General features: G+C 57.4%; 11 protein-coding genes. 7 read left to right on the top strand and 4 right to left on the bottom strand.

What is annotated here, in order from left to right:
* Nucleotides 1-18 precede the first annotated feature (18 nt).
* Nucleotides 19-852 carry a hypothetical protein gene (locus tag JS530_RS07350; RefSeq protein WP_214376538.1) on the bottom strand — a complete coding sequence of 278 codons (834 nt, stop codon included), beginning with the start codon at nt 850-852 and terminating at the stop codon, nt 19-21.
* 212 nt (nt 853-1064) lie between these two features.
* Complete coding sequence (locus JS530_RS07345; RefSeq protein ID WP_214376537.1) at nt 1065-2012, bottom strand: hypothetical protein; 948 nt, start codon at nt 2010-2012, stop codon at nt 1065-1067.
* Between the two features lie 135 nt (nt 2013-2147).
* Between JS530_RS07345 and JS530_RS07340 the strand changes: the two genes are divergently transcribed.
* The 6 genes from JS530_RS07340 (at nt 2148) to JS530_RS07315 (ending at nt 7937) form a co-directional block, all read left to right on the top strand.
* The gene (locus tag JS530_RS07340) at nt 2148-2819 is read left to right on the top strand and encodes a response regulator transcription factor (protein WP_214376536.1); all 672 of its coding nucleotides are present in this window, start codon (nt 2148-2150) and stop codon (nt 2817-2819) included.
* A gap of 75 nt (nt 2820-2894) precedes the next feature.
* Nucleotides 2895-4328: a sensor histidine kinase gene (locus JS530_RS07335; RefSeq protein ID WP_214376535.1), complete on the top strand. Its 1434-nt coding sequence runs from the start codon at nt 2895-2897 to the stop codon at nt 4326-4328.
* A gap of 73 nt (nt 4329-4401) precedes the next feature.
* Nucleotides 4402-5064, top strand: coding sequence for an MptD family putative ECF transporter S component (locus JS530_RS07330; RefSeq protein ID WP_214376534.1), 663 nt, complete (start codon nt 4402-4404; stop codon nt 5062-5064).
* A complete protein-coding gene (locus JS530_RS07325; RefSeq protein WP_214376533.1) occupies nt 5064-5753 on the top strand; it encodes an energy-coupling factor transporter transmembrane component T in 690 nt (229 codons plus the stop codon). Before JS530_RS07330 ends, JS530_RS07325 begins: the two co-directional genes overlap by 1 nt.
* On the top strand, nt 5753-7276 hold the full coding sequence (locus JS530_RS07320) for an ABC transporter ATP-binding protein (protein WP_214376532.1): 1524 nt from the start codon (nt 5753-5755) through the stop codon (nt 7274-7276). The genes JS530_RS07325 and JS530_RS07320 overlap by 1 nt, the downstream gene beginning before the upstream one ends.
* Before the next feature lie 16 nt (nt 7277-7292).
* Nucleotides 7293-7937: a hypothetical protein gene (locus JS530_RS07315; RefSeq protein WP_214376531.1), complete on the top strand. Its 645-nt coding sequence runs from the start codon at nt 7293-7295 to the stop codon at nt 7935-7937.
* 75 nt (nt 7938-8012) lie between these two features.
* Here the strand turns inward: JS530_RS07315 and JS530_RS07310 are convergent, their stop codons facing one another.
* Together JS530_RS07310 and JS530_RS07305 are read right to left on the bottom strand one after the other, a co-directional pair.
* Entirely contained in the window at nt 8013-8720 is a 708-nt protein-coding gene (locus tag JS530_RS07310; RefSeq protein WP_214376530.1) for an SDR family NAD(P)-dependent oxidoreductase, read from the bottom strand.
* Nucleotides 8721-8731: 11 nt separating this feature from the next.
* Nucleotides 8732-10333, bottom strand: coding sequence for an ABC-F family ATP-binding cassette domain-containing protein (locus JS530_RS07305; RefSeq protein WP_214376529.1), 1602 nt, complete (start codon nt 10331-10333; stop codon nt 8732-8734).
* A 198-nt stretch (nt 10334-10531) separates the two neighbouring features.
* Between JS530_RS07305 and JS530_RS07300 the strand changes: the two genes are divergently transcribed.
* Nucleotides 10532-12409: a bifunctional ADP-dependent NAD(P)H-hydrate dehydratase/NAD(P)H-hydrate epimerase gene (locus JS530_RS07300; RefSeq protein ID WP_214376638.1), complete on the top strand. Its 1878-nt coding sequence runs from the start codon at nt 10532-10534 to the stop codon at nt 12407-12409.
* The last annotated feature ends 16 nt before the right edge of the window (nt 12410-12425 follow it).

Genomic DNA, 12425 nt, shown 5'->3' with positions numbered 1-12425 from the left:
TAGGACACCACTCCCATTTCAATAGGACACCACTCCCATGGCCTCATCCATGACTTTGGTGTAGTCGTAGCCGAAATCTTCGGCTGTCCCATCAAAACCGTAGGTGATGTGCGCGTCGCCGACAGGGCACTCCTTGAAGAATCGGCGCAATTCGTCTTCGTTCACGGTTTTGGGAATAAGGATGGTGGTCGGTTCATCGCCGGTAGGGTCGGCAACCCAGCTGAAGCCTTTCTCGCGAGCCTTCTTGGCGAAGTCAAGCGCGGCCTGCTTATCCGCATCTGTGTAAGTGGGAGTCTGGCTCAAGTTCTGAGCGGGCTGAGAGAAGTTTGGATTCTTGGCTTCACAGTCCGCGTAATCCTGCCGTTTCGACTCGTATGGGCTGCCGGCCAACGCGGTGGAATCCTTGAACGCCACCCATACCGTGCCGTAGTCGATGGAGGTGAACATGGAATTGGCGTACATCTGCTGGGTGGTGGAATCGGTGCTCACACTCATGCCATTATCACCGGCTTCAACCGGTTGGCCGTTTGCATCAAGCATACGCAGCATGACCATGTTCTTGGTAGTTGGGGTTTTCGCTTTGCCGGATGAATCAGACGTTCTGGGTGCAACCGCAGCTTGTGCTTCGAAGCCTTTGCCGGTTAGGCATGAGACGAATTTCTTGGCATTGGCATCAGTCGCGATGTTATCCGTGCCGCCAGCGGTGTTGTCATTATCGTCGGTATGCAATGCTTGATTGGTAAATGGCGTAGAGCAGCCGGCGAGCGCAATCAGGCACAATGCAGATGCGAAACTCACCGCTAATGTGCGTTGTGGAGTTCGATTGAGCATGTGATTGAAGATGCTAACCATGATGGTTCCTTTCGGCAAAAGATTCGTATGTATGCGATGGCTTCATCAAACTCCGTTTGCAGTGGCATGTCGGTGAGGAATCGTCTTACTTTCGCCTTACCTGGATTTGGGAAAAGCTTCAGGACAAATTCGCGTGAATTACTGCGGACTACCCCTCAGTCGGTGTTTGCCGACAACTCCCCTGACAAAGGATCCGCGAATAAGACTGCCGATCACTGTTCGCTGAGAACACGGTTGTAGGCGGCGCATTCCCCGGAGCATGAGGTCCCGAACGGAATGCCGTCATGGCTGGGCCACTGGTCACCGGAATAGGTGTTGAAGAATCGCTTCAGTTCCTCATAGGACACGTCAGGCGGTATTTCCACAGCCTGAGTTTCTCCAGGTGCGGGGTCGGCCATCCAAGCGAATCCGTCCGCACGAGCCTTGCGGGCGAAGTCAATCAAGATTTGCTGATTGTCGGAATCCGCGGTACTTGAACCGGATTTGCTTCCGCCTGACGCGGTAACGCTCGCATAATTCGGCTGCGCGAAATCAGGATTCGCAGCCTCACATGCCGCATAATCAGCCTGCTTGTCCGCATACATGGAGCCTTTGAGCGACTTGGAATTCTTGAATCCCACCCATGCGCCTTCCTTGGCGGAAACGATGGTGTACATCACGTCCGGGTAGAGCGGGTCCGAGTCAGCGCTGATTACCACGCCGGGGCCGGGCACAATCGGAGTGCCGTCTGCTCCGAGCCGGCGAACCACCACGGTGGTTTGCGGAGCGTCGTCAGTCGATGAGCCAAGCGGCTGCAACCCATAGCTTCCGGTGACTTTCGCGTCGAATCCTTTCTCAACCAGGCAGGCTGCGAATCGTTTGGCGATGGTCTCCAGTTCGTCGGTACTGAAGTTGGCGGATGGATTGCTGCCAGTGTCATCCGCTGATTGTGGCGTATTGTCGGCGTTCTTTTCGGCCGAACTTGCACTATTGGCATCGGTGCCAACGGTCGCGGTCGAAGATGAACATGACGCCACTGATATGAGACATGCCAGTACCGCCAGACTTTTCATCATGCTGCGGATGACCGGCCGCACATATGCCGCACCGCCATTGTGTTCGCGGATCATGATCTGCCCCTCCAATGCTCGTAATTGCCGCTTCGCTGCGGCTACCTCCATTCAACGCCTTATCCGGTGCGCCGACGGTGAGAGAAAGCATTACCTTCGCCTTACCTAAGACGCTCGAGAATACAACAAATACCGCACGATTGGGCGGATAATAGGATGGCATAGTCATTGGGCGAAGGGCGCGAGATGAGGATTCTGATTGTCGAGGATGACCGCGAACTGGCGGCCGCATTGGATGACGCTCTGCGTTACGAAGGTTACGCCACATGCGTGGCGGCAACCGGAGTGGAAGCGCTGCAAATGCTCGCCGATCAAACCGTGGATATCGTGCTGTTGGATCGTGATCTGCCGGTGCTCTCAGGAGATGCGGTGATGGCCACCATCGCCGCGAACCGGATGCCCGTGGCGGTAATCATGCTGACGGCCGCCGCTGAAGTGAGCGACCGGGTGAGCGGTCTTGATTTGGGCGCTGATGATTATCTGACCAAGCCGTTCGCCTACCCGGAACTGTTGGCCCGGATCCGAGCGCTGCAACGCCGTGCGGGCAAAGGTCATGCTACGGCCGCGGTGCTTACGCACGGCGACCTGACCCTCGACACCACTCGGCGTCTCGTATTCCGTGACCAAGGCTGCACTCTCGTCAAACTCACGCCCAAGGAGTACGGCATATTGCTTGAGCTCATGCGTGCGGACGGCGGCTATGTAAGCGTGAACGAGCTCTATGAAACCGTTTGGGATAACGCGGCTGCCGTTGAACCAGCTGATGTAGTCAAATCCACCATCTACTCACTGCGACGCAAGCTGGGCGATGCCCAAACCATCGAATCCACGCGCGGGGAAGGATACCGACTCGCATGAACCGTTTTTCTAACTTGGTTCTGACTCCCCTTGCCAGGGGAGCCGGCGCGCGAAGCATGACTGAGGGGTAGCCATATGCAAGTATTCCAATCGTTGCAAACGCGTTTTACTGCCATCGCCGGCAAGCTCACACCGAAATCATTCCGCGCGAAAATCACGCTGGCCATCGCGCTCATCATTATCGTGATGATGACAGCACTGATTATTACGCAGAACGTCATCGTGGCACGCACCACAGCCGAAGCGAGCCAGACCATGACCATGTGCGCGAACTCGGACGGTACCGTTTCCGTCACCACAGGCATGGACGCCGAAACCGCGCCTACCGTCAATGGCACCGGAGTCAGCGCATTAGTCTGCTATACGGGTACAAGACAGAATCTCGACGGCATGAAACTGTACGTGCCCTTTAACTCCGAGGAATGGGATACAGCAAAGGAACAAACCAAAAACGGCAGCCCTTGGATTCTCGACGAATACAACGGCGTGATGATCAACACGGCGAACGTCGTCGCCAACACGCTGACCACCAGCATGCGCACGGTCTCCATCATCGCGCTGGCAGTTTTTGGCCTCATTGCCGTGCTTGCCGCATGGCTGATCGGCACAATGCTATCCCGGCGAGTCACCGCAGTGGATAAGCAGGTTTCCTCGCTGCAGCCGAATGATTTAAGCGCCAGAATCAATGTGAAACCCGGCCATGACGACATCGACCGACTGGTCGATTCCATCAACGGCATGCTCGACCGCGTGGAAGCCAGCGCGGCAGCCGAACGACGATTCGTATCCAATGCCTCGCACGAACTGCGCACGCCCATCGCCGCAGTGGAAACCAATCTTGACGCGCCGCTCTCCCAAGGCCGCTTCCCAGCCGACGTGGAGCCATCGGTGCGTCGTGCGCTCGCAGCCAATAGACGAGGCGCCGAACTCGTGCAGGCGTTGCTTACGTTGTCTCGCATTCAAAGCGGCACGATTGGCGGCGATAAGGCTCAGATTGCGAGCAGCATTGACTTACATGAATTCGTTGAACAATCACTTGTTGATATTGATGATGCAGTCGCCCAAGCCAAGATTGCCGTCAGCATCGAAGGTGATGCTGCAGTGTCCGCGAACCCTGCATTACTGGGATTGGCAGTAAGCAATCTGTTGCGAAACGCCGCAGTACATAACGTGGACAACGGGTCCATTGATATTGCAATCAGCACCGCAATGCATACTAATGCTGCCGTGGAGGGCAACGCTGATGATGACAGCAATGGCGCTGACAGTCAATCCACGACTGGCGTAATGCTGACCGTGACTAATTCCACCGATGAAACGCTACCCGACGATTTGGCCGAACTCATTCAGCCGTTCCATCGCGGCCAGAATTCACGCATCAGCGCCACACCGGGCGTGGGCCTTGGCCTTTCCATCGCAGACGCCGCCTGCCAAGCCATGCACGCCACCCTGGAACTCAGCCAGCCGGAACCAACCAAGTTCCAAGCCACCATCCGATTCCAAAATTAGGTATTGCCTTTCCTCCCAATCCCCGATACATTGGCGAGAGGTATAAGTTCCCTCGCATGAAACGGAAAGTATTGTGACCGCTTCGCATTCGCCCGCAGACAACACCGCCCAGACCGCTAATCAGAGCTCCGGCAAACCTGCTAATACCGGTAAACTCGAGGTCGCCGACCTCATCACCATCGGCGTGTTCGCCGCACTGTACTTTGTGATGGTGTGCGTGGCCACGTTGGTCAGTACCCTGTTCACCGGTGGTTTCGGCTCCATTTTCCTGCCTGCCATCGCCGCCTTGATTTCCGGCTGCGTCTACATGCTGCTGGCCGCACGACTCGGCAAATTCGGTGGCATTACCGTCATGGGCGTGGTCATTGGCCTGTTCCTCTTCATTTCCGGTCATTTCGTGCTCTCGTTCATCGCCAGCATCGTATTCCCGGTGGCCGCCGATGTGATTGCCCGCGTTGGCAAGTACAAGAGCAAGGCGCTGCTGCTGGTCAGCTACGTGGTGTTATCCTATGGGCTCACCGGTCCGATTCTGCCGCTCTGGTTCATGAGGGACGCCTATATCGCCAGCCTTCAGGCTCGCGGCAAGGATGCGGCCTACATTGATGGCGTGTTCGCGAACATTAACACCGGCACGTTCTTCATCTCGATGGCCGCGATCTTGGTGTGCGCGATTATCGGCGGCTGGTTTGGCCAGAAGATGATGAAGAAGCACTTCATCAAGGCCGGCATCGTCTGATGCTACTTGATCCGCGGACCAAGCTATTCCTGCTCCTGGCCGCAAATCTCATGCTGTTCTTCCACGTCAGCGTCATTACGCAGATCATCATGGTTCTGTTGTTTTTGGTGCCGCTTGCGGTTGCGGGCCGTTGGAAAATGACCGCGAATTTCGGCCTCACCTTTGCCGTACTTACCGGATTGGGTTTCCTGGATCCAGACGCTTTTGGTTTGCCGTGGCTGCATGTGGTTGCCGCTTTGTCGGTTGGCTGCACGATGATGCTGCCATGTTTCATCACCGGCGCATACGCGTTCACAACCACCTCCCCCAGCGCATTTATCTGTGCGATGCGTCGCATGCATGCGCCTGAATCCGTGGTAATCCCTTGCGTGGTCGTGATTCGCTTCTTTCCCACCATAGCCGAGGATTACCGGCAGATTCGCAATGCGATGGCCCTGCGCGGTATCGCCTCAGGCGGATGGGGATTGGTTCGTCATCCCGCGCAATCATTGGAATACATCTTCATCCCGTTGTTGATGAACGCCACCAATGTGGCTCAGGATTTGTCTGTGGCGGCACTGACCAAAGGCCTTGGCCGTGAAGGCGTGCACACCTCGCGTACTGAAATCCGCATGCGAATCGTGGATTGGCTCATGATGATTGTCGTAATGATTCCGTTGGTGCTTGATATTGCCAGGGTGATTCGATAATGACCGCAGAAGTCTATTCCAACAACGTGTCGTTTACTTATGACCATGCCGACGAACCTGCTGTAATCAACACCATGTTGAGCATTCCGAGCGGACAGTGCGTTGTGCTGTGTGGTGCCAGCGGATGCGGTAAAACCACGTATTCGCGCATCATCAACGGTCTGATTCCCCAATTTTTCCACGGCGAATTCAACGGAGAGCAGCGTACCTGCGGATTCGATACCGCTGCAGAATCAATCGACCGACTTACCCCTGTAGTCGGCAGCGTATTCCAGAATCCAAAAACCCAATATTTCAACGCCAAAGTCATCGACGAACTGGCATTCCCCGCGGAAAACATGGGTTTGGAACCGGAAGCAATCAACCACCGAATCGTACAGACCGCGCAGCGATTTGCTATCGAACCCTTGCTGGATCGCAGCATCTTCCATCTATCAGGCGGCCAGAAGCAGCGCATCGCCTTAGCTGCGGCCACCATGCTGCATCCGAAGCTGCTCGTGTTGGACGAACCCACCAGCAATCTGGACAAGGTGGCAATCGCGGAAATGCGCGAGCTCATCGCGCAACTGAAAGCTTCAGGTATGACCATTGTTGTCGCCGAGCATCGGCTTGCCTGGCTGAACGGCATCGCCGACCGATACGTCATCTTCGACAACGGGCGCATATCACACGAATACGAAGCCAGCGAATTCCTCGCGCTCTCCCCCGGCTGCATCGCCGCAATGGGATTGCGCACGCTTGATCTGCAGCCGTACAGGCAACGCATCGCGCTACTGGAATCGCAAACGAACGAACGCGAACTTACGGCTTCCAATATGGGCGACGGTTCCGGTTCGGCATCTATGCAGCACAATCTTGCGCAGCCGTCCAGCTCAAATTCAAGACCGCTACTGTCCACGCGCCATCTCAGCATCGGCTACCGCGGACGCGACGGATTCTCACGAACCATCCCGGACCTTGATTTCTATTCCGGCCAAATCATCGGCTTGATGGGCCATAATGGTTGCGGCAAAACCACGCTGGTCCGTACGCTCACTGGCCTAATCAAACCGGTATCCGGCAAAGTGATGCTGAATGGCAAACCAGCCAAGCCACGCGATCTTACGCGTACCGGATTCCTGGTCATGCAGGACGTCAACTACCAGCTGTTCTCCGACAGTGTGCGCGAGGAATTACTGCTCGGCCTTAACGAAACCGATCCGGCAATTATCGAACGCTGCAATCAGGTGCTCGAGGATTTGGACCTGACACAGTTCGTCGACCGGCATCCGATGAGTCTGTCCGGTGGCCAGAAACAGCGCGTGGCTATCGGATCGGCATTGATGTGCGGCAAGGATCTCATCATTCTGGACGAGCCGACCAGCGGCCTCGACCGATACCACATGGAACAGGTGGGCGAACTTCTCCACCAGCTCGCCGCACAAGGCAAAACCGTGCTCGTAGTCACGCATGACGAGGAACTCGCCGCCGGCTGGTGCACCTCCATCATCAACCTAGAACATCCTTATTCAAAAACCGAATAACAATCGAAAGAGGTACATGATGAGTGACCGATCAGCAAACTTCAAACTCACCGACTGGCTTGGGGACTGGGAGAGCTTCGAGCATTATATTGATGCCGAGGATGAAACTATTCGCAGTACTTGGGACAAGGCGGAGCAGGCTGTGCTTGCCAATCCTCAGATGGCGCCGATGGCAGCGAACGGCATCCGCAAGTTCTGGGCTATGGCCTGCTCTACCACCAGCCCGGAGAACATCATTCATATTGGGTATTGGACCGTCGGCGAGCCTGAAAACGCGGACGCCGATGTGTGTATCACCTGGTATGCGGAAGACAACACGAACCTTGACGCCTATGACTATCGCATCGATCATGTGATTGCACATGGCTTGGAGGGCTCACCGACTTATGTGTTCGTGACCGATGATTCGCATGCGGAAGATAGCCCATTCCGTTGGCTGCTGACCATTGCGCCGTTGCCTTCGCGTGCTGCGTTCAGTGAGGGCGGGCTGCTCAGCCATCTGCATTTCCAGTACGCCAATGACCTGCATACGCTCATCGACACTGATGATTCCGGAGCAGAAACCCTGCGTAATCCGCGCTGGTATGCGACGATGTGTGCCGATGAGGGAACTATTGAAGACCGTTGCAGGATTATTCGCGCGTTGCATCATCTGGACTGAGCGTCACGGTACGCGCAGTTACTGCCTCTCCGACTGTCAGACCAGGCAGTAACTGCGCGGAAGTGGGCCCCGGCCTCAGCTGTTGCGGTTGATTTCGATGTCGGTGACGGTGAGGTTGGCCTCGTTGATGAGGTTGAACAGAATCACTTCGGCCAGCGGACCGGGCTGCATGAACGTGTGCTGCTTTTCCTCAGACACGTAATCGTGGCTGTCACGGTAGAACGCGGTATCGATACCGCCCGGGTAGACGGCCACGACCTTGACGCTCGTGCCCTTGTATGCGGCCTGCAGACTCTTGGTGTAGCCCTTCTCACCCCACTTGGTGGCGCAGTACACGCTTTCGTTTGCGTTACCGCGGGTGGCGGCGGTGCTCATGATCTGCGCGATCTTGACGTCCTGCTCGCCACAGGCCTTCAAGGTTTCCACGGTCCACAGAATCATGCCCTTCAAACCCTTCAAGCACTTATCCACGTCCGCAGCCTCGTAAGCGGTCGGCACCTTGAAGGATGGCTGGCCCGCGTTGTTGATAAGCAGATCGATATGGCCGAAGGATGCGATCTCCGCCACGGACTTGCGCACGAAGTCCTCATCGGTAATATCGCCCACATAGGCACGGTAGGATTCGGCCGGCCATTGCGCGGTCAATTCGGTCTGGCGCTCAGCGTTGAAATCGACGCCGGCCACCAGCCAACCGGCTTCGATCAGCTGGCTGGCGAACTCGTAGCCGAGTCCCAGTGCGCTACCGGTAACAATGGCAATCTTCTGTCCGCTTGCAGTGGTCATAACTATCTCCTTTACTCCTCTGCAACCAATTCTAGGTAGGAGTCGTTCCACAGATCCTCGTCGCCGTCCGGCATAAGCAGCACGCGCTCCGGGTTCAGGGCCTCGACGGCACCCTCATCGTGGGTGACGAGCACGATGGCACCCTCATACTTGGCGATGGCCTTCAAAATCTCCTCACGGGAGGCCGGGTCAAGGTTGTTGGTGGGCTCATCGAGCAGCAGCACATTGGCGCGCGAGGTCACCAGAGTCGCCAATGCCAGACGGGTCTTCTCACCGCCGGAGAGCACGCGCGCCGGCTTCATCGCGTCATCGCCGGAGAACAGGAACGAGCCGAGAATCGAACGCGCATGAGTGTCGTCCAATTCGGGCGCCACATGCTGCAGGTTCTCCAACACAGTGGCATCCAAATCCAACGTATCGTGCTCCTGGGCGAAATAGCCAATCTTGCAGCCGTGGCCATAATCCACCGAACCGGTGTCCGGCTCCTCAATATGCGCCAGCAAGCGCAGCGTCGTAGTCTTACCAGCACCGTTGTAGCCAAGAATCACCACACGAGAGCCCTTATCAATCGCCAGATTCACACCGGCGAACACGATGTTGGAACCATACGCTTTGGAAATATCCTTGGCCATGATTGGCGTCCTGCCGCACGGCGCGGGCTCCGGGAAGCGGATATCCGCCACCTTCTCCTTCTTCTGCGCCTCAGAGGTTTCGGACAGCAGCTTTTCGGCGCGACGCATCATGTTCTGGGCGGCAACGGCCTTGGTAGCCTTGGCGTGCAGACGAATGCCCTGCTTCATCAGGCGTTCGGCCTTCTTCTCCGCCACTTCACGTTCGCGGCGGCGACGCTCCTCATCCACCACGCGCTGATGCAGGTAGGCCTTCCAGCTCAGCGAATACATGTCGATCTGACCGAGCTGCGCATCAAGATGCCAGACCTTGTTCACCACTTCATCCAGCAGTTCGGTGGAGTGGGAGATCACGAGGAATCCGCCCTCGTATTTCTTCAGGTAGCCGCGCAGCCATTCAATGGAATCGGCATCCAAATGGTTGGTCGGCTCGTCAAGAATCAGAGTGTCGGCATCCGAGAACAGGATGCGAGCCAGTTCGATACGGCGACGCTGACCACCGGAGAGCGTGCCGAGCTCCTGCTGCATGGTCTCCTGCGGCAAGCCAAGCGAAGCCGCCATGGAGATTGCCTCGGACTGGGCCGCATAGCCGCCGGCCTTATCGAAATCCTGCATGGCCTTGTCGTACCGGGCCATGGCCTTCGTCATCACATCCGGATCCGGGTCGGTCATCTCCTTTTCGGCCTTGCGAATGCGGTTGATGATGGTGGCGATGTCGCGCGCGCTCATCATACGGTCGAGTGCGGTCTGATTCGGATCTGCGGCATGCGTATCCTGCGGCAGATAGCCAAGCTTGCCGGATACGCGAACCTTGCCGGCAGTGGGCAGCATATCGCCGGTGATCACGCGGGTCAGCGTGGTCTTACCGGCGCCGTTGCGGCCCACCAGACCTATCTTGTCACCCTTGGCCACATGGAAGTTGGTGGGGTGCAGCAAGGTACGCGCGCCGATCTGAATCTCCAGACCCTGTGCCTCAATCGCCATACCTCACCCTTCGCTTTCTTACAATCTGTTACCTACACATCTGTGCAGCATCTCAAAAATAACCAACAGACCATAGTAACGGAAGCCGTGAAGAATCAGCCAGCCATCGGCATCATCCCAGCGTTCGCTGCAGGCAAGCCCAGCACAAACCGGCTAGAATCGACTCCAGAACATACCTGCACCGTGAAGGGGATTGCCATGGAATACGCCGATGATGTCGACCGCCGCGAACTGCTGCTGCACAGCGCTTATGACGCACAGACGGTACGTGACATGGAACGTCCGCTGCTCGATAAAGGCGTACCGTTGATGCGTATGGCTGCGCAGGCTGTGGCGCATACCGCTGCCGGCATGCTGGACGATGAGGATCTGGCACTTGAGGATTCCTCCATTGTGCTGCTCGCCGGTGCGGGCGACAATGGCGGCGATGGCCTGTTCGCCGCAGCCGCCTTGGCTCAGGAAGGTGCCGCGGTGACCGCCGTGGCTGTCGGCAAGTCGCTGCATGAGACTGGTTTTGCGGAATTCGTGCGCGCCGGCGGCAAAGTATTGGTGCTTGATCCCGCCGCGGAAATCCCCGGCTGCTCTTCAGGATTCTCAGCAGGCGAAGCCGGCGAACGCTTGCAAGCTGCCGTTGCCTTGATCAATAAGTCGCACTTGGTGATTGATGCGATGACCGGCATCGGCATTCATGGTGCATTGCGCGGTATTCCAGCCGCTTTGGCTGCAGCCGTTGGGCTTGACGGCGAAGTGCCGAATGAACCTGCCCTGCCCGGCCGTGAATCCTCCCGCGATTTTCCATTGATTCTTGCCGTGGATACGCCGTCCGGTGTTGGTGTTGACGATGGTTCGCTGCCCGGCTCATACCTGCCTGCAAATGTGACGGTGACATTTGGTGCCATGAAGCCGTGCGCGGTACTGCCGCCGGCAACGTTCGGCTGCGGTCGCATTCAGCTGGTTGACTTTGGCTTCGCCATCGATGATGTGGAACCCACTGTGGAGGTTGTCGATCACCTGTTTGCCTCGGATGCGATTCGATTGCCGCACTATGAGGATTCCAAGTATGCGCGCGGCGTGGTCGGTCTGGTGACCGGTTCGCAGCGTTACCCGGGTGCCGCCGTGCTCACCGCTCGTGCTGCCGCTCGTGCCAATACCGGCATGATTCGCTATCTGGGTCCGGAGCGCGCGCAAACCATGGTGTTGGCTGCTGTTCCGGAAGCGGTGCTCGGCAAAGGTCATGTGCAGTCCTGGGTGGTTGGCTCCGGCGTGCCTACAGCCGATGCCGAAGGCGCGGATGCTGATTTGCAGCGTGAAACCATCGCCGCCCTGCTCAAGCATTATTCGGCGCAGACTTCCCGCGCCGACGCTGAGAACGCGGATGCTGATGCCAATACCGGCGCCGCGTACGATATGCCTGCGCTGGTGGTGGACGCCGGTGCTCTGGATCTACTGCCTGAGCATGTGCCCGGTCAGGTGGTCATCACTCCTCATGCCGGTGAGATGGCCGCGCTGCTGAATCGTCTGGAGCAACGTTCGTCTGCGGCACAGGAGGAATCCAACCTGAACGATGCGGCAGCCAACGATGCCGCCGGTACCGCGGCTGCTTTGGGTACTGACGATGCCGCCAACGCTGCCGCAGTGCGCGAACCCTACACCGCCACCGACGTTATGCTGCACCCATTGGCCGCAGCCCAGCGCGCTCATGAGCTGACCGGTGCCACGGTGCTGCTCAAGGGCGCGGTCACCATCGTGGTAGACGAAGATCATGTGTACGTGTCCGGCAGTGCTCCAGCATGGTTGGCTACCGCTGGCGCCGGCGACGTGCTGGCCGGGTTGCTTGGCGCGTTGCTCGCCCAGCAGCCTGGCGGCATTACTACAGCGGAAACCGTTGCTGCTGCGGCATATCTGCATGGGGCGGCCGCTGCCATCGCATCCGAATCCGAACAGCATGGCTGGCAGGAGCCGGAGTTGATTGGCGGGCGTGAGCATCGCCAGCAATTCCTGACGCTTGGCCATCCCATCATTGCGAGCGATGTGATCCGCACGATTCCCGATGCCATCGCCGATGTGATTGCTTAGTTCCGCCTCAAAGTAC

This window comes from Bifidobacterium colobi, from assembly GCF_018555455.1.
Lineage (GTDB): Bacteria > Actinomycetota > Actinomycetes > Actinomycetales > Bifidobacteriaceae > Bifidobacterium > Bifidobacterium colobi.
Note: the sequence above shows the minus strand (reverse complement) of the source record. Positions and strands in the feature narration are given on the sequence as shown.

Bases quoted from the DNA above. Each gene is read 5' to 3' on its own strand.
- JS530_RS07350 (WP_214376538.1), bottom strand. From the start codon at position 852: ATGGTTAGCATCTTCAATCACATGCTCAATCGAACTCCACAACGCACA.
- JS530_RS07345 (WP_214376537.1), bottom strand. From the start codon at position 2,012: ATGGAGGTAGCCGCAGCGAAGCGGCAATTACGAGCATTGGAGGGGCAG.
- JS530_RS07340 (WP_214376536.1), top strand. From the start codon at position 2,148: ATGAGGATTCTGATTGTCGAGGATGACCGCGAACTGGCGGCCGCATTG.
- JS530_RS07335 (WP_214376535.1), top strand. From the start codon at position 2,895: ATGCAAGTATTCCAATCGTTGCAAACGCGTTTTACTGCCATCGCCGGC.
- JS530_RS07325 (WP_214376533.1), top strand. From the start codon at position 5,064: ATGCTACTTGATCCGCGGACCAAGCTATTCCTGCTCCTGGCCGCAAAT.
- JS530_RS07320 (WP_214376532.1), top strand. From the start codon at position 5,753: ATGACCGCAGAAGTCTATTCCAACAACGTGTCGTTTACTTATGACCAT.
- JS530_RS07315 (WP_214376531.1), top strand. From the start codon at position 7,293: ATGATGAGTGACCGATCAGCAAACTTCAAACTCACCGACTGGCTTGGG.
- JS530_RS07310 (WP_214376530.1), bottom strand. From the start codon at position 8,720: ATGACCACTGCAAGCGGACAGAAGATTGCCATTGTTACCGGTAGCGCA.
- JS530_RS07305 (WP_214376529.1), bottom strand. From the start codon at position 10,333: ATGGCGATTGAGGCACAGGGTCTGGAGATTCAGATCGGCGCGCGTACC.
- JS530_RS07300 (WP_214376638.1), top strand. From the start codon at position 10,532: ATGGAATACGCCGATGATGTCGACCGCCGCGAACTGCTGCTGCACAGC.